The organism is Burkholderia sp. MSMB1459WGS, from assembly GCF_001534535.1.
In the GTDB taxonomy this organism is placed as follows: Bacteria; Pseudomonadota; Gammaproteobacteria; order Burkholderiales; family Burkholderiaceae; genus Burkholderia.
The window spans coordinates 44,515-61,883 of the sequence record NZ_LPMU01000007.1; the positions used below are offsets into that span (position 1 = coordinate 44,515).

At 68.5% G+C, this 17,369-nt stretch carries 14 protein-coding genes; 1 reads left to right on the forward strand and 13 read right to left on the reverse strand.

What is annotated here, in order from left to right; genetic code table 11:
* The first annotated feature begins 74 nt into the window (after window positions 1–74).
* Window positions 75–938: an SDR family oxidoreductase gene (locus WT97_RS03080; RefSeq protein ID WP_059794609.1), complete on the forward strand. Its 864-nt coding sequence runs from the start codon at window positions 75–77 to the stop codon at window positions 936–938.
* 77 nt (window positions 939–1,015) lie between these two features.
* On the opposite strand, the gene WT97_RS03085 is transcribed toward WT97_RS03080, so the two are convergent.
* The 13 genes from WT97_RS03085 to WT97_RS03145 form a co-directional block, all read right to left on the reverse strand.
* The gene (locus WT97_RS03085) at window positions 1,016–1,918 is read right to left on the reverse strand and encodes a GNAT family N-acetyltransferase (RefSeq protein WP_060352839.1); all 903 of its coding nucleotides are present in this window, start codon (window positions 1,916–1,918) and stop codon (window positions 1,016–1,018) included.
* A gap of 196 nt (window positions 1,919–2,114) precedes the next feature.
* Window positions 2,115–3,302: a M20 aminoacylase family protein gene (locus WT97_RS03090; RefSeq protein ID WP_060352793.1), complete on the reverse strand. Its 1,188-nt coding sequence runs from the start codon at window positions 3,300–3,302 to the stop codon at window positions 2,115–2,117.
* A gap of 65 nt (window positions 3,303–3,367) precedes the next feature.
* Window positions 3,368–4,825, reverse strand: coding sequence for an aldehyde dehydrogenase family protein (locus WT97_RS03095; protein WP_060352794.1), 1,458 nt, complete (start codon window positions 4,823–4,825; stop codon window positions 3,368–3,370).
* Window positions 4,822–6,099 (reverse strand): FAD-binding oxidoreductase, encoded by a 1,278-nt coding sequence (locus WT97_RS03100; protein WP_060352840.1) that lies wholly within the window; start codon window positions 6,097–6,099, stop codon window positions 4,822–4,824. Before WT97_RS03100 ends, WT97_RS03095 begins: the two co-directional genes overlap by 4 nt.
* A gap of 123 nt (window positions 6,100–6,222) precedes the next feature.
* A complete protein-coding gene (locus tag WT97_RS03105) occupies window positions 6,223–7,548 on the reverse strand; it encodes an FAD-binding oxidoreductase (protein WP_060352795.1) in 1,326 nt (441 codons plus the stop codon).
* A gap of 2 nt (window positions 7,549–7,550) precedes the next feature.
* Window positions 7,551–8,285 carry a cupin domain-containing protein gene (locus WT97_RS03110; RefSeq protein ID WP_060352796.1) on the reverse strand — a complete coding sequence of 245 codons (735 nt, stop codon included), beginning with the start codon at window positions 8,283–8,285 and terminating at the stop codon, window positions 7,551–7,553.
* A gap of 120 nt (window positions 8,286–8,405) precedes the next feature.
* Complete coding sequence (locus tag WT97_RS03115; RefSeq protein ID WP_059506171.1) at window positions 8,406–8,837, reverse strand: helix-turn-helix domain-containing protein; 432 nt, start codon at window positions 8,835–8,837, stop codon at window positions 8,406–8,408.
* Between the two features lie 23 nt (window positions 8,838–8,860).
* Window positions 8,861–10,138, reverse strand: coding sequence for an FAD-binding oxidoreductase (locus WT97_RS03120; RefSeq protein WP_060035129.1), 1,278 nt, complete (start codon window positions 10,136–10,138; stop codon window positions 8,861–8,863).
* 194 nt (window positions 10,139–10,332) lie between these two features.
* Window positions 10,333–12,207, reverse strand: coding sequence for an ABC transporter ATP-binding protein (locus WT97_RS03125; protein ID WP_060352797.1), 1,875 nt, complete (start codon window positions 12,205–12,207; stop codon window positions 10,333–10,335).
* Window positions 12,207–13,166 (reverse strand): ABC transporter permease, encoded by a 960-nt coding sequence (locus WT97_RS03130; protein ID WP_059506177.1) that lies wholly within the window; start codon window positions 13,164–13,166, stop codon window positions 12,207–12,209. Before WT97_RS03130 ends, WT97_RS03125 begins: the two co-directional genes overlap by 1 nt.
* Before the next feature lie 31 nt (window positions 13,167–13,197).
* Window positions 13,198–14,151: an ABC transporter permease gene (locus WT97_RS03135; RefSeq protein WP_059506180.1), complete on the reverse strand. Its 954-nt coding sequence runs from the start codon at window positions 14,149–14,151 to the stop codon at window positions 13,198–13,200.
* A gap of 79 nt (window positions 14,152–14,230) precedes the next feature.
* Window positions 14,231–15,814, reverse strand: coding sequence for an ABC transporter substrate-binding protein (locus WT97_RS03140; RefSeq protein ID WP_060352798.1), 1,584 nt, complete (start codon window positions 15,812–15,814; stop codon window positions 14,231–14,233).
* A 429-nt stretch (window positions 15,815–16,243) separates the two neighbouring features.
* On the reverse strand, window positions 16,244–16,912 hold the full coding sequence (locus WT97_RS03145) for a haloacid dehalogenase type II (RefSeq protein WP_034209116.1): 669 nt from the start codon (window positions 16,910–16,912) through the stop codon (window positions 16,244–16,246).
* Between the last annotated feature and the right edge of the window lie 457 nt (window positions 16,913–17,369).

Below are 17,369 nucleotides of genomic sequence, written 5' to 3' on the forward strand. Positions count from 1 at the left end.
ATCTTCCGGATCATGAGTGGATCACATAACTTGGGTGGGCAGTCCATCCCATCGTTACCTCAGGAGTGAACATCATGACCATTCTCGTTACCGGCGCCACCGGCCGTGTCGGCCGCCAGGTCGTCCGTCAACTCGTCGATCGCGGCGCCGACGTGCGCGTGCTGGTGCGCGATCCGGCGAAGGCCGATTTTCCGGCGGCCGTGACCGTCGCGCAGGGCGACATGCTCGACGTCGACGCGCTGCGGGCGGCTTTCTCCGGCGTGCGCACGCTGTTCCTGCTCAACGGCGTGGCGGGCGACGAATTCACGCAGGCGCTGATTGCGCTGAACCTGGCCCGCGAAGCGGGCATCGAGCGCGCCGTCTATCTGTCGGTCCTCCATGCCGATCGCTTCGTGAACGTGCCGCACTTCGCGGTGAAATCCGGCGCGGAGCGGATGATCGAGCAGATGGGGTTCAGCGCGACGATCCTGCGACCCGCGTATTTCATGGACAACGAATCGATGGTCAAGGACGTGATCGTCGGGCACGGCGTGTACCCGATGCCGATCGGCGGCAAGGGCGTCGCGATGGTCGACGTGCGCGATATCGCGGAAGTCGCGGCGATCGAGTTGATCCGCCGCAACGATGCGCCGGGCAAGCTGCCGGTCGAAACCCTCAACCTGGTCGGGCCCGACACGCTGACCGGCCCGCAACTGGCGTCGATCTGGTCGGACACGCTCGGTCGGCCGGTTACGTATGGCGGCGACGATCCCACGCCGTTCGAACGCAATCTGGCGCAGTTCATGCCGAAATGGATGGCCTACGAAATGCGGCTGATGGCCGAGCGCTACGTCAGCGACGGGATGGTGCCGGAGGCCGGTGACGTCGAGCGGCTGACCACGATCCTCGGCCGCCCGCTGCGGACGTATCGCGACTTCGCGGCTGCGCTTGTCCGCTGAGCGCGATGCCGCGCCTTCAAGCCGGGGCGGCTGCGCGGGCAGCCCCGGGAGAGCCGGCCGCCGTGCGCGGCCGGGGTTTACAACATGGCCTGACTGACCAGCGCGTACAGTCCCCAGGCCGGATCGGCCGCGCCCTCATGCGCCGCGGCCGATGCGTTGCGAACCATCTTCGAACAAGTATCCACCTGTTTCAAGCCCTGCTCGCTCAGCCACGCCGGCAGACCGGTCCCGTCAGGCACATCGATACGCACGAATTCGCCGTCTCGTTTCGTCAGCCAATAGCCGATCAGCGCTTTCGCGCACGCATCGTCGCTCGAACGCGGCGCGACCACCGGACCGATCACGTAACCGCGACCGAAGCGCCGCAGCACCGAAAACCCGACGACCTCGCCGTCGCGTTCGAGCACCACGCTTTCGCCCCGCGTCTGCAACGCGGACAACAGCGCGTCGCGCTCGAGACCGGACGCACGCGCATCGAGTTCGACCAGGCGCGGCCAGTCGGCCGGCGCACCGGCACGCAGCCGCTCGCCGTCGGGCACGGCAACCGCGGCGGGCCGATCCACGTTGCCCTGATATTGGCCCAGCGATCCGCACACGGTGAACCCCAGTTTCTCGTAGAGTGGCCGACCGGCCGGCGTCGCATGCAGAAACGTGATGCGCGGACCCAGTTCGTCCAGGAGCGTCTCCATCAGTTTGCGGCCGATTCCGCGGCCCTGATGCGCGTCGGAGACGATCACATGCCCGATCGCCGCGCGATCCGCACCGTACTTCCAGCACATCGCCGTGCCGATGACCACGCCGTTTTCCTCGGCCGCGAACGCGGTCGACGTTTCCGCGGAAAACTGCCAGTCTTCCGCCCTGAACGGCCAGCGAAGCGCCGTGGAAAGCGCATGGGCGGCGGGGATGTCCGCCGCGGTGAATCTGCGGTAGCGAAGCGGGGACGCCGCGCCTTGCTCCTTCACTTCAGGTTCCTGATTCATCAAGCAGTCCTTTCGAACAATGTGGTCGTGCGACACGGTACGTCGGAAAAAATACGCGGCGATCACACCGAAGCGACGATAGATTGCACGGTTCACGCCGGCTGGCATGGGCGCACGACGATCCGGAAGCACGCGTGCCCCGGACTCGGCGCCCGATCGACCAGACGTCCACCGGTTTCCACGCCGCCCCGACGCATCACGGCGATCGCGCGAAGTAATGCTGCGCCAGCGCGACCCAATAGCGGACGCCGGCCGGAATGATGTCGTCGTTGAAGTCGTATTTCGGGTGGTGCAGCGCCGGAGAGGCCGCGCCGTCCCGTGCATTGCCGATCAGCACGTAAGCGCCCGGCCGCTCCTCCAGCATGAAGCCGAAGTCTTCGGACGTCATGTTCGGCGGCACGTCGCGGTCGACGCGCGCGTCGCCGAACGTGTCGCGAATCACCGCTTCGCACAGCGCCGTCTCGGCCGGCGTGTTGACCGTTGCCGGGTAGTACTGGAAAAACTCGACGTCGACCTGCGCGCCATAGGCCGCCGCGAGCCCCTCGCACGCGAGCCGCACGTCGCGCTGCAGCTTCTGCTGCAATGCCGACGACAGCGTGCGGATCGTGCCGCGCAGCTCGGCGGTGTCGGGAATCACGTTGTCCGTCGTGCCCGCATGGAACATGCAGACGGAAATGACCGCAGGGTCGACGGGGTCCTTGTGCCGTGCGGCGATGGTCTGGCACTGCAGCACCATCGAGCACGCGAGCGGCACCGGATCGATGCCCAGATGCGGCTGCGCCGCATGCGCGCCCTTGCCCGTCACCGTGATCCTGAAGCGCGAGCCCGCAGCCATGATCGGGCCGGTGCGCAACCCGAAATGCCCGGCCGGCAGACCGGGCCAGTTGTGCATGCCGAATACCGCCTCCGTCGGGTATTGCTCGAACAGCCCGTCGTCGATCATCCTGCGCGCGCCCGCACCGCCCTCTTCGCCCGGCTGAAACACGAAATGGACGGTGCCGGGCAACTGTGGCAACGCCTTCAGCACGCGCGCGGCGCCGAGCAACATCACGGTATGGCCGTCATGGCCGCACGCGTGCATGATCCCGTGCGTGCACGATGCATGCGCGAAGTCGTTGGCTTCGTGGATCGGCAACGCGTCCAGATCGGCGCGCAGCACGATGCCGCGGCGCGGATCCGCGCCGGGCAGGCTTGCGACGACGCCCGTGCCGCCGAGCCCGCGCGACACCGCATAGCCGAGCGCCTCGAGCTCGCGGGCGACGACGTCGGCCGTCCGGTGTTCTTCGAATCGCAACTCGGGATGCGCGTGCAGGTCGCGGCGCAGTGTCGCCCAGTGCGCGTGATGCGCGTCCAGCGACGCGTCGGGGATGATGGCGTTTTCCACTCTCGGCACCCTTGCAAAGCAAACCGGTTCACATCGCGACTGCCGCATCGCACGCGGCAGCCGCATCAATCGTAAAAGCCCAGGACGGACTTGACCTCCATGTACTCCTCCATCCCTTCGACTCCGTACTCGCGGCCGTTGCCCGACTGCTTGTACCCGCCGAACGGCGCCTGAGGATCCCATGCGGGGTAGTTCAGATGCACCTGCCCTGCCCGGATGCGTGCGGCCACCGCGCGTACGCGTTCCTTGTCGGTGCCCTGCACGTGCGCGCCGAGCCCGTAGACCGTGTCGTTCGCGATGGCGATCGCTTCGTCGACGGTATCGTAAGGCAGGATCGCGAGGACCGGACCGAAGATTTCCTGCTGCGCGATGGCCATGTCGGTGCGCACGTCGGAGAAAATCGTCGGCCGCGCATAGAAGCCCTTGTCGAAACCCGCGGGCCGGCCCGGGCCGCCGGCGATCAGCTTCGCGCGTTCGTCGATGCCCACGTCGATCATCTGCGCAACCCGCCCGAACTGCGCGCGATTGGCCAGCGGCCCGTGCGTCGTGGCCTCGTCGAACGGATCGCCGACCACGAGCGTTTGCATCGCCGCGACGGCCAACGCCTCGACCTCGCCGAGCGCGTCGCGCGGCACGATCATGCGGGTCGGCGCGCTGCACGATTGCCCCATGTTCCGGAACGCGGCGGCCACGCCAGGCGGGATCGCGCGCGACAGGTCCGCATCCGGCAGCACGACGTTCGGCGACTTGCCGCCCAGTTCCTGCGCGACGCGCTTGACGGTCGGCGCGGCCGCCTGCGCGACGAGCACGCCCGCGCGCGTCGATCCGGTGATCGACACCATGTCGACCGCCGGGTGCGACGAAAGCGCGGCCCCCACCGTCTCGCCGCTGCCGCTCACGAGATTGAATACGCCCGCGGGCACGCCCGCATCGGCGAGCACTTCCGCGAACAGCAGCGCGCTGAGCGGCGACAGCTCGCTCGGCTTCAGCACCACCGTGCAGCCGGCCGCGAGCGCCGGCCCGACCTTCGCGGTGATCTGATAGATCGGCCAATTCCACGGCGTGATCAGCGCGCACACGCCGATCGGCTCGCGCACGACCGCAGTCGTCCCGCGCCGCTCGACGAACGGGTAGCGCGCGAGGTTGTCGCGTGCGACGCGGATATGTTCGGCCGCGAGCGGCACGTGCGCGCCGCGTGCATAGCCGATCGGCGCGCCCATCTCCAGCGCGAGCGCGGTCGCGAACAGCTCGGTGCGCTCCAGCATCAGCGCATGCACGCGGTCGAGCAGCGCCGCGCGTTCATGCGGCGACGTCGCGGACCAGCGTTCGAACGCTTGGCGCGCGGCCTGCACCGCGCGGTCGGCGTCGCGCGCATTGCCGAGCGGGATCTCGCACAGCGTGTCTTCGGTGGACGGACTGACGACCGCGAACCGGTCGCGGCCGTCCGGCATGACCCAGTCGCCGTCGATGAAAAAGCGATCGAGCCGGCCGGCTTGCATCAGGCGAACAACGGGTGAATTCATTGCAAGGTGTCCTTGAGTCGATACCAGGTGCCGACGAACGGCAGGAACCAGGGTTTGCCGAAGTGGCCCGGAATCGCGGGCCAGTCGAAACCTTTCCACGGGTTGAGGTCGGCGCGTCCGTCCATGATCTCGGCCATCAGCGTGCCCATCAGCGTGGCCATGTGCGTGCCGTGGCCGCTATAGCCCATCGAGTAGTAAATGCCGTCGCGCTCGCCCGCGCGCGGCAGCCGGTTGGCCGTCATGTCGACCATCCCGCCCCAGCAGTAGTCGATGCGTACGTCGGCCAGCTCGGGAAACACGGCGGCCATCTGCTGCCGCAGGATCGCCCCGCTCTTTTCGTCGGAGCGCGGATTCGACGCGGCAAAACGCGCGCGCCCGCCGAACAGCATCCGGTTGTCGGGCGTGACGCGAAAGAAATTCACGAAGTTCTTCGTGTCGGTGACCATCCGGCGCGTCGGCAGCAAGCTGTCGAGCAGGTCGTTCGGCAACGGCTCGGTGACGATGATGAACGCGCCGACCGGCACGATCCTGCGGCGAACCCAGCCGAACGGCCCGACCTGCGAAATGCCGCTCGCGAGCAGCACCTGACGCGCGCGGATCTCGCCGAGCGGCGTACGTACCGCGTAAGCGCCGCCCGCTTGCCGCTTCAGGCCGAACACCGGCGCATGCTCGAGAATGTGCGCGCCGCGTGCTTGCGCGGCGCGCGCGAGGCCGCGCACATAACGGCCGACATGCATCCCGGCGCTCTTGCCGAACAGCAGCCCGCCGTGATATCGGTTCGAACCGATCTCGTCGCGTAGCTCCGCCTTCGTGACCATGCGCGTGTCGGGGTCCACGCTCGCCGCGAGCAGCGCCTGGCTGCGCACGAGCTTGTCGTAGTGCTCGGGCTTCGCCGCGAGCTTGAGCTTGCCGCGGCGCACGAAATCGCAATCGATCGACTCCTCCCTGACCAGCCGCTCGACCGTGTCGACGCCCGCGTCGAACGCGAGATAGAGCCGGTTGGCCAGTTCCGTGCCGATGCGCTGCGACAGCGATGCGTAATCCTGAGCGAAGCCGTTGTTGCACATGCCGCCGTTGCGCCCCGACGCCGCCTGCCCGACGGTGCCCGCCTCGCAGACGATCACGCGCGCGCCTTTTTTCGCCAGCGCCAGGGCGGCCGCCGAGCCCGTGATCCCGCCGCCCACCACCACCACGTCGCAACTTCCGTCATGCAACGCCGGCGAGTTGCTCGCGAACGGCTCCGACGTATCGAGCCAATAGGAACTGAAACGCATCGGAAACTCCCAAGTTACCGCATCGCACTGCACCGCACTGTCGGGCCGGCGGACGTTCGCCGCGCCGATCCGGCCGCGCATGCGATCCGGATCGGCGCGCGTCGCCCGCGTGACGGCCTTGCACTAGAAATCCGCGACCTTGCCCCATGCGGACTCGCTGAACCGGCCGGGCCGATACGGCGTCGGGTCGACGAACGGTTGCGCACCGGACGCGAGATCGGCGATCAGGTGCCCGGCGCCCGGCCCGATCCCGAAGCCGTGCCCCGAAAAACCCGCCGCCAGGATCAGCCCCGGCACGCCCGGCACTTCGCCGATGCCCGGCACGCCGTCCGGCGTGCTGTCGACGTACCCGGCCCACGCGTGCGTGATCTTCGCGTCGCGCAGTTCGGGCAACAGTTCGGCCGCGCGGCGATACGTTTCGGTGACCGTCGGCATGTCGGGCTTCGGATCGAGAATGCGTACCGCTTCCATCGGCGTCGGCGCGTCGAGGCGCCAGCGCTTCAACGTTTCATGGCCACCGCGCACGCCTTCGAGCCCGCCCGGCAGCAGGTTGCGCCAGCGCTTCGCGAACATCGGCACGAATTGCGGCGCGAAGCGCAGGAACTGCGGCGTCAGGTCCACGCGCGCGCGGCCGCTGATCGCCAACGCGTAGCGGCCGTCGCTGCGGCGCGTCACGGACACGCCGGACGTATACATCGCATCCGGCAGCGGCGTTTCGACGGGCGACACGCTCAGGATCGACTGACGGATCGATGCCTGCGGAAACCGGATGCCGAGCTGGCGGCAGAACGACGACGCCCATGCGCCGCCGGCCATCACGGCCGTTCGGGTCTTGATGACGCCGGCTTCGGTGACGACGCCGGCGACATGGCCGCCTTCGAGCTCGATGCCGCGCGCCGCGCAGTGCTGATGGACACTGCCGCCCAGCTTGATCAGCGCGGCGGCCACGGCCGGCGCGGCCTTGCCGGGATCGGCCGTGCCGTCGGTCGGCGAGAACACGCCGCCCTTCCATTGCCGCCCGGTTGCCCGTCCACGCTCGGCCGCCTGCTTGCTGTCGAGCATGTACGTGGTCACGCCTGCGGTCTTCGCGAATTCGCCCCAGCTGGCCCAGCGGGACAGCTCGGCCTCGTCGTTGCTGAGATACAGCAGCCCGCAGCGATGAAAGCCGGTGTCTTCGCCGGATTCGGCGGCGAATCGTTCCCACAGATCGATGCTCTTGCTCGCCATCGGCAACTCGCGCGCGTCGCGGTTCTGCTGCCGGCACCAGCCCCAGTTGCGGCTCGATTGTTCGGCGCCGATGCGCCCCTTCTCGACGAGCGCGACCGATATACCGCGGCGGGCCAGATAGTAGGCGGTGAAGACGCCGATGATGCCGCCGCCGATCACGACGACGTCGGCCGCGGCCGGCGGCGTGGACAAGGTTTCGATATGGCGCAGCGGAGGGGACATGCTCAGTCTCGTTCGGTGGAGGGTTTGACGTTCTGCATCACGTAGAACTTCGCCACGCGCTCGCTGCTTTCCCACCCGATCGCCGCGCCGCGCGGCACGAACAGCGCGTCGCCGGCGCCGAGCGCCAGCACGCTGCCGTCGGGCGCCGCGAACCGGACGCCGCCGTCCAGCAGGAACATGAACTCGTTCGCGCGATGCGGCCGGACGATCCGGTGATACGGCGTCGAATCCCATGTGCCCGCGCAGTACCCGGCGCCGTCGTCGGTGAACACGTTGTCGCTGCGGCATTGCGGCGCGGGGCCGAGCAATACCTCGGCCGGCAGCGTGGCGGACGGTTTGAAGTCCGCGTCGGCGCGCAGCGCAAAGAGGCCGCGTTTCGTCGGTTGCGCGCACGCTGCCGCGCAGAACATCAGCAGCACCGGCGTTTGCGCGGCGATGCGCAGCGCCGTGCCGCCACCGATGACGGCGCCCTGTCCCGGGCCGACCACGAGCGGTGCGGCCCCGGCCGCTTCGAGCGTCAGTTCGCCCTGGACGACGACGAGGGTTTCGATGTGCGGAAAATTCGCCACGTCCAGTTCGCCCGCGAAGCCGATGCGCCCCGCGGCCATCGCGTCGGGGCCTTCCCACGCGATCTCGCGATGCGACGCGAACGGATCGCTCGCCCCGAACGCCTGCTTGCGGAACGTGGTGGAAGAAGGTGCGCCGTCGGCACGATGCAACACGAAAACTGCGGTCATTTCTGCTCCTGTGCGGTGCGTGACGGATTCGTTCGGAAGCTGTCACGCGATATCGGAAATCGTCGTTCGCCGGCGCGCCTGCCGGACGTCCTCAGCGGGGCACGTCGTCCATGCCCGTGCTCAAGCCGCGTGATACGACGCATCGCGGCGTTCGCTGCGCACGCGCGTCGCCGTCGCTCGCGCCGGCGCGCCGCCCGTTCGGGCGACCACGTAGTCGCGCGGCGTGATCCCGAGCACGCGCCGGAAATGCCGGCACAGATGGCTCTGATCGAAGAAGCCGACGTCGGTCGCGACGACCGACGGCGCGAGACCGGCGCGCAACAGGTCCTGCGCCCGCCGTACCCGCACGAGACACAGATACCGGTGCGGCGACAGCCCGGTTTCGCTGCGAAAGCGCGCGGTGAAACGCGACACGCTCAGCCCGGCCACCGCCGCGAGCGTATCGAGGTTCAGCGGCTGCGCGAACGACACGTCGATCGTGCGCAGCACGTCGCCGATCGCCGGCGAGACGGGCCGCGCGACACGCGGCGAGCCAACGAATTGCACTGTCATATCGAGTTCTCCCGGCGCTCGCATCAATGCAGGAAATCCTGCATCCGGTAATACGCGCCGACGAGCGGCAAGAACCACGCGTGCCCGAAATGGCCGGGCATCGCCGGCCAGTCGAGTTCGCGCCACGGGTTCGACGCGGCCGCGCCATACAGCACGTCCGCCATCACGCGGCCCATGTGCACCGACATCTGCACGCCGTGGCCGCTGTAGCCCATCGAGTAATAGAGCCCGTCGTGCTGGCCCGCGCGCGGCAGCCGGTCGGCGGTGATGTCGACGAGGCCGCCCCAGCAGTAGTCGAGCCGCACGCCGGCCAGTTCGGGGAAATAGCCGGCCATGCCGGCGCGCAGGATGTCGCCGCTCTTCGCGTCGGAGCGCGGGCTCGACATCGCGAAACGCGCGCGGCCGCCGAACAGCAGCCGGTTGTCGGGCGTCACGCGGAAGTAGTTGCCGATCTGGCGCGACGTCACGTACGCACGGCGATGCGGAAACAGCCGGTTCAACTGCGCGTCGGGCAGCGGCTCGGTCACGACGATGAAGCTGCCGACCGGCGCGATGCGCCGCCGGAACCACGCGAACGGCCCGTGCTGCGACGCGCCGGTCGCGATCAGCACGCGGTCGGCGACGAGCGTGCCGCGGGTGCAGGCGACCCGGTGGCGCTCGCCGTCGAGCCGCTCGAGCTGCGTGACGGCCGCGTGCTCGTACACGCGTGCGCCGGCACGCACGGCCGCTTGCGCGAGCCCGACGCCGAACTTGCCCATGTGCATCTGCGCGCCGTTGCGCTGCAGGAGCCCACCGTAAAAACCGTCGGATGCGATTTCATCGCGGATCCGCGACGGCTCGATCAGTTCGATATCCGGATCGACGTCGCGCCGCAACGCGTTGAAGGTTTTTTCGAGCCCCGCGAAATGCTGCGGCTTCGCGGCGAGCTTCAGCTTGCCGGCGCGCCGGAAATCGCAGTCGATCGCCTGTTCGGTCACGATCGCCTCGACGCTCTTCACCGCGCTTTCGTACGCGAGATAAAACTGCTTCGCCTGCGCGGCGCCGATGCGCGCGGCCAGCGACGCGTAGTCCTGCGCGACGCCCGTATTGCACTGGCCGCCGTTGCGGCCGGACGCTTCACCTGCGACCTGCGCGGCTTCGAGCACGACCACCGATACGCCGCGCTGCGCGAGCGCGAGCGCCGCCGACAAGCCGGTGAAGCCACCGCCGATCACGGCCACGTCGGCGCGCCCTTCGACGGGGCCGACGCTGCCGGCGCGAAACGCGGGGCGTGTATCCAGCCAGTACGATTCCAGTTTCATCGGATCCTTTGTGCATGCCGGCAACGACGAACGGCACCCATTCAATGCGAATCATTTAACCACTGGCAAAAACCGCAGTTGCCGCGTATTCGCGCGCGGCACGCGTACAAATCGCCGTTTTGCGCGACCGTCGCAGCAGACTATGCGGCGGGCCGTCCACCGCACCGCGCGATGAACGGTTCGCGCGGTGCGTACTACAGCTGCACCGGCGTGACGCCGGCGGAAACCGGCTCTGCCTGGAAGCGCGCGAGATCTTCCTCGCTGCGATGGCACAGCACCTGCGCGCCGTTGCCGAGCGTGCGCAGCGACGGGGCCGTCCGGTTGCACACGCCGTCCACGCGCATCGCGCAGCGCGCCAGGAACGGACACAGCTCGGCCTCGTTCTCGCGCTCGCCGATCGGCACCAGCGGCCGGTGACAACGCTCGGCCGCATCGTCGAGCCAGCCCGAACGCAACTCCGGCGCGGACGACACCAGCAAGTGCGAATACGGGTGATAAGGCGGCGCGCACAGCGCGTCGCGGCTGCCCGTCTCCACGCGGCGGCCCGCATACAGCACGACGATGTCGTCGCTGATCGCGCGCACCTTCGCGATGTCGTGCGTGATGAACACGTACGACACGCCGAGCTTCGCCTGCAGGTCGCGCAGCAGCTCGATGATCGCGGCGCCGACCACCGTGTCGAGCGCCGACGTGACCTCGTCGCACAGGATCAGGTCGGGCTCGGCCGCGAGCGCACGCGCGAGGTTCACGCGCTGCTTCTGCCCGCCCGACAGCTCGCCGGTACGCCGCGAGGCCACCGCCGGCGGCAGCCGCACGAGCTCGAGCAGCTCCGCGACGCGCTGGCGTGCACGCGCGCCCTTGATCCCGTGGTAGAACGCGAGCGGCCGTGCGAGCGTGCGCTCGACGGTATGCACCGGGTTGAGCGCGGTATCGGCGTTCTGGAACACGATCTGCACGCGGCGATGCTGCTCCTTGGTGCGCTTGCCGATATCGCGCGCGAGCGGCACGCCGTCGAGCAGGATCTCGCCGCCGGTCGCCGGCACGAGGCCCGCGATCACCTTCGCGAGCGTCGTCTTGCCGGAGCCCGATTCGCCGATCACGCCGACCGTCTGCCCGCGCCCGATGCGCAGGTCGACTTCATGCAGGATGACCTTCGCGGGCCAGCCGTTCGCGGTGCGGCCACCATAGCCCGCGATCGCGCCGCGCACGTCGAGCAGCGGCGCCGATGCGGCCGGCTCCGGTGCTTGCGCCTGCGCGCCGCGTTCGGCATCGTTCGGCGTGACCGCCGCGATCAGGCTCTGCGTGTACGGGTGCGTCGGCGCATGCAGGATCTGTTCGGTGTCGCCCGCCTCGCGGATCACGCCGTCGCTCAGCACGACGATCCGGTCGGCCATCTGCGCGACCACGGCCAGGTCGTGCGATACGTACACCGCACTCATCCCGTAGCGCCGGATCACGTTCTTGAACGCCTGCAGCACGTCGATCTGCGTGGTCACGTCGAGCGCCGTGGTCGGCTCGTCGAGGATCACCAGCTCGGGATCGGTGATCAGCGCCATCGCGGCCATCAGCCGCTGCAGTTGGCCGCCCGATACCTGGTGCGGATAGCGCTTGCCGATCGTCTCCGGCTCCGGCAGCGCGAGCGCGCGAAACAGCTCGATCGCCTTCGCCTGCGCGTCGCGCTTCGTCATCGTCTTGTGGATCAGCGCGCTCTCGATCACCTGGTCGAGAATCGTGCGCGACGGATTGAAGGCGGCGGCCGCGCTCTGCGCGATATACGCGACCTTGCGGCCGCGCAGCGCGGTCAGCGCTTGCGCCGAAAGCGTACATACGTCGGTGCCGTCGAGCTTCACCGTGCCGCCGGCGATCCGGCATCCGGCGCGCGCATGGCCCATCAGCGACAGCGCGATCGTCGTCTTGCCGGAGCCCGATTCGCCGATCAGCGCGAGCACCTCGCCGCGCCCGATCTCGAAGTCGACGCCGTGGACGATCGTCGTTTCCTCGCCGCCCGGCCGGCCACCGACCACGCGCAGCCCGCGCACCTCGACGAGCGGATTCGATTCGTGTCGCATCAGTGTCCTCCGGCGGCGCCGGCCGCGCCCTTGCGGCGGCCGCGATGCGGCAGACCGTCGATCATCAGGTTGACGCCCACCGTCAGGATCGCGATCGCGACCGCGGGCATGATCGCGACGGCCGAGCCGTCGCCGAGGCTCGCGATGTTCTCGCGCACGAGCGAGCCGAGGTCTGCATACGGCGGCTGCACGCCGAGCCCGAGAAAGCTCAGGCCGCTCAGCAGCAGCACGACGAACGTGAAGCGCAGCCCGGTGTCCGCCAGCATCGGATGGATCATGTTCGGCAGCATCTCGACGCACGCGATGTACAGCGCGCTTTCGCCGCGCGCCCTGGCCACCTGCACGAATTCGAGTGTGCTGATGTTGACGGCCAGCGCGCGCGCGATCCGGTACGAGCCCGGCATGTAGCTGACCGCCGCGGTGAGGACCAGCAGCGGCAATGACGAGCCGAACGCGGCGACGAACATCAGCGCGAACATCTTCGACGGAATCGACGTGAGCGCGTCGAGCAGCCGGCTCATCGTCTCGTCGACCGCGCGGCCCGACACGGTCGCGAGCAGCCCGAGCGTCGTGCCGGTCACCGCGGCGAGCAGCACCGCGGCCAGCGCGAGCAGCACGGTCAGCCGCGTGCCGTACAGGATGCGGCTCAGCATGTCGCGGCCGAGGAAGTCGGAGCCGAACGGCAGCTTCGCGCTGAACGGCGCGAACACGTCCGGCGTGACGATCGCGCCGACGTCGTGCGGTGCGAGGAGCGGCGCGAACACCGCGACGAACAGCATCAGGCCGGCCATCGACAGGCCGACGCGGCCGCCGGCGGTCAGTCCGATGCGTGCGCCGCGGCGCTTGCGCGGCTGGTCGGGGGACGGCGCCGCGGGCGGCGTCGCGCCTCCCCACGGCGAGCGCGGCTCGCCTGACGGCGGCAGCGCGCTGCTGCGATGAACGGGTTCGGTCGGGTGCATGGGCGGCATCTCGGAAGGTGGACGGGGACGCTCAGGTCCGCAGTCGCGGGTTCGACACGATCGAGCACAGGTCGGCGAACAGCACGAGCGTCAGGTAAGCGACGCAGAAGATCAGCGTGCACGCCTGGACCAACGGGAAATCGCGGTTGCTGACGGCGTCGACCATCAGGCTCGCGAGGCCCGGATAGTTGAAGATCGTCTCGACGACGATCACGCCGCCGAGCAGATACGACAGGCTCAACGCGATCGCGTTGGCGATCGGGCCGATCGCGTTCGGCAGCGCGTGGCGCAGCACGACGCGCGCGGGGCTCGCGCCCTTGAGCACGGCCATCTCGACATACGACGCGCTCAACTGCTCGATCACCGCGGCGCGCGTCATGCGCGCCATCTGCGCGATCACGACCGCACACAGCGTCAGCACCGGCATCGCATACGCACGCAGGAAATCGTGCAGGCTGTCGATCGGGCCGCCGTACGACAGCGCGGACAGCCAGCGCAGCTTCACCGCGAACACGAGCACGGCGACCGTCGCGATCAGGAACTCCGGCGTCGCGACGAGCGACAGCGTGCCGAGGCTGATCACGCGGTCGATCGCCGACTCGCGCTTGACCGCCGCGAGGATCCCGAGCAGCAGCGCGATCGGCACCGATACGGCGGTCGTGATCGCCGCGAGTGCGAGCGACTTCGGCAGGCGCCCGCCGATCAGCTCCGACACCGGCATGTCGCCGGACAGCGACCGGCCGAAATCGCCGTGCAACAGCCCGGCGAGCCAGTGCACGTAACGCACGTGCGCCGGCATGTCGAGACCGAACTGCTGGCGCAGCGCGGCGACCGTCTCCGGCGTCGCCGACTGGCCGAGCGCGGCCTGCGCGGCATCGCCCGGCAGCAGGTTCGTGATCGTGAAGATGATCGCGGACACGATCAGCAGCGTCAGCGCGGTGACCGCGATGCGCCGGCCGATCAGTCCGATGAGAATTCGGTTCATCGAGCGGGACTCCCGAAAAGACCGCGCGTGGCCGGCGCGGTGGCCCGCACCGGCCGCGCGACGGCGGCCAGCGACAACGTCATGCGTTCCACCACACGTTCTCGGCGAACATGAAGCCCATCATCCCGCCGGTCGGGATCGAACCGAGGCCCGCGAGCCGCTTGTCGTACCCGTCGAGGAAGCTGATGAACGCCGGAATGCCGACCCGGCCCTGCTGCGACACGATCGCCTGCATGTCGCCGTACATCTGCTTGCGCTTCGCGTCGTCGGTTTCCGAGCGCGCGGCGAGCAGCAACTGGTCGAACTTCGCATTCTTCCAGCCCGACTCGTTCCACGGCGCATCCGACTTGAAGAACTGCGTGAACAGCACGTCGGCGCTCGAGCGCGGGTTGATGTTGCCGAAGGTGAGCGGGTGCTTCATCCAGTGGTTCGACCAGTAGCCGTCGGGCGACGCGCGGTTGACCTGCAGGTTCAGGCCGATCTTCTGGCCGGCCTGCTGCAGCAGCACGGCCATTTCGATCGACCCGTTCGCGTCGGAGGTCGCATAGATCGGCGGCAGCGTGGCGCCGAGCGCCCCCGCCTTCTGGAGCAGGAATTTCGCCTTGTCCGGATCGTGCGGCCGCTGCGGCAGCGATGCGTTGAAGTAGCGATGGCCCGGCGGAATCGGCTGGTCGTTGCCGATCACCGAGTAGCCGCGGAACACCGCCGAGCGGATCTGCTCGCGATCGAACAGGTACTTCATCCCTTCGACGAAATCGGGATTCGCGACGATCGGGTTGTCGGTGCGCGCGATCAGGTCGGTATAGAGGCCCGACTTGGTTTCCTTCAGCGCGTAGCCCGGCGTCGACGAGACCCGCTGCGTCGAACGCGGATCGATCGCGTTGATCAGGTGCACGTCGCCCGACAGCAGCGCGTTCAGGCGCGCGGCGCTGTCGCTGATGCCGATCAGCTCGATCTCGTCGAGATACGGCCTGCCCGGCTTGAAGTAGCTGTCGTTGCGCACGCCGACGGTCGATACGCCCGGCTTGAACGATTTCAGCTTGTACGGGCCGCAGCCGATGCCGGTCGAGAAGTCGGTCGTGCCGTCCTTGACGATCACGAGCTGCGGCGTCGCGAGGATCACCGGCAGATCGGCGTTCGCGCTCGCGAGCGTCAGCGTGACTTCGTCGGGGCCGGTCGCCTTCGCGTCGGCGAACTGCTCGGCGAGCGGCTTGACCTTCGACGCGGTGGCCGGGTTCTTGTGGCGCATCAGCGAATACACCACGTCGGCCGGGCCGACCGGCTTGCCGTCGTGGAACGTGACGCCCTTGCGCAGCTTGATGACCCAGGTCTTCGCATCGGTCGTCTGCAGCGACTCGGCGAGGTTCATCTGCGGCGTCAGGCTCGCATCGAGCTGTGTGAGGCCGCTGTAGAACATGAAGAAGCGCGTGTAGTCCGCGCCCGTCGAGCCCTTGGCCGGGTCGAGCGTATCGGCCGTCGAGCCGGATTCGTTCGCGACCCGGATCTTGCCGCCGCGCTTCGGCGCGGGCGCGGCGAATGCCGAGCCGGGGGTCATCAGCAGTCCGCCGGCACCGGCAGCCATCATGCCGCCCGCCGCCATGACCTTCATCATGTCGCGGCGCGTGAAGCCGCCCTTGCCGCCATTGTCGATATCGTCGCTCATCCGAACTGCTCCTGACTGTGGAAAGTGGGTCCAAGGGTCCAGCGTGGTTGTTCAATCCCGCCGTGCCCGCTTGCTGGTGGCGGGTACGACGTCGTTCACATGCAATTCATTTAAGCATCGCCAAAATGCCGGTTGTCCCGATTCGAGGCGCCCTCACGATACGAATCGACCGTTTTGGGTAGCCTGCGCAGCATGAATTGCTGCGTGCGCCGGGGACCGCCGGCGTGTGCCGGCCGCATGCCGACGCGCGTGAAAGTTCAGAGGATTGTTCGCCGGCCTCGACGCGCTCATGCCGAACGCGCGGCGCGAATGCGCGCAGGCTTGCGCGACGTGGCGACGCCGGCAGCCTGCCGCCTGCGCGGGATTTCCCCCGGGATCGCGACAGGCGGCGGCAGGTGTGCGCGGCGCGGCGCCGGAGAAACGCGTCGCTTACAGCCCGAGCTGCGTCGCGAGCTGGCCGATGTCCGACACTTCGTAATAGTTGTAGAACGGCGTGCCTGGCTCGTGGCCGCGGTTCACGAACGCCTTGTGCTTGATGCCGAGATCCTCGGCCGTCATCAAGTCGTAGCGCAGGCTCGACGACACGTGCAGCACGTCCTCCGGCTTGCAGCCCAGCTTGTCGAACATGTATTCGAAGCCCTGCATCCGCGGCTTGTACGATTGCGCCTGCTGCGCGGTGAACACGGCGTGGAACGGCGCGCCGAGCTTGTCGACGTTGCTCATGATCTGGTCGTCCATCGCGTTCGACAGGATCACCAGCTTGTACTTCGACGCCAGCCGCGACAGCCCGGCCGGCACGTCCGGGTGCGGGCCCCAGGTCGGCACCGCATGATAGAAGAGCTCGGCCTCGGCTTCGTCGAACTTCACGCCGAGCCGCGCGCAGGTGCGGCGGACCGCGTTGACCACGACGTCGCGGTACGGCTTCCACGCGCCGAGCACCTCGTCGAGCCGATAGGCGGCGAACGCGCGCACGAATGCCTCCATCGCGGCCGGCGACAGCCGGTCCGCATAGATTTCGCGCGCCGTCTCGGCCATCCGGAAATGGGTCAGCGTGCCGTAGCAGTCGAAGGTGATGTACTTCGGTTCAAACTGGATCATGGTGACGTCCTGTCGGTGTGAAGCCCCGGCAGGGCCGGGGATGGCTGGGTTCAACGAAATTGAATCAGGGCAAAAAGTCGTTCGCGCGTCGTTCCGCGCCGCTCAAAACGCAGAATCGCCGCGTGTTGCCCGCCACATGCAGCACGATCTGCGGCGCGATCGGGCGCGGCGGGGGCCGGCCGAGGGGCGCCTCGCTACCGCAGCGGGCTCGCCTGCCGGTGCGGCGCTTCGGCAGGCGGTGGCTGTGGCTGTGGCGTGCTTCATCGTAGTGGCATTCCACAGCACATGTGACCGGATCGACGTGCCGCGCCGGCACGATCCGCGCGTTCGTTCGCGCCGATCGCGCCGGTTTGCATCGATCTCGCGGGCACGCCCGCCGCCGCCGGAAAACAGGCGAATCGTCCTATCCGTGCCGCCACCGCGCTGGCAGAGTGAACGGATCGTTCCCACCCATCCG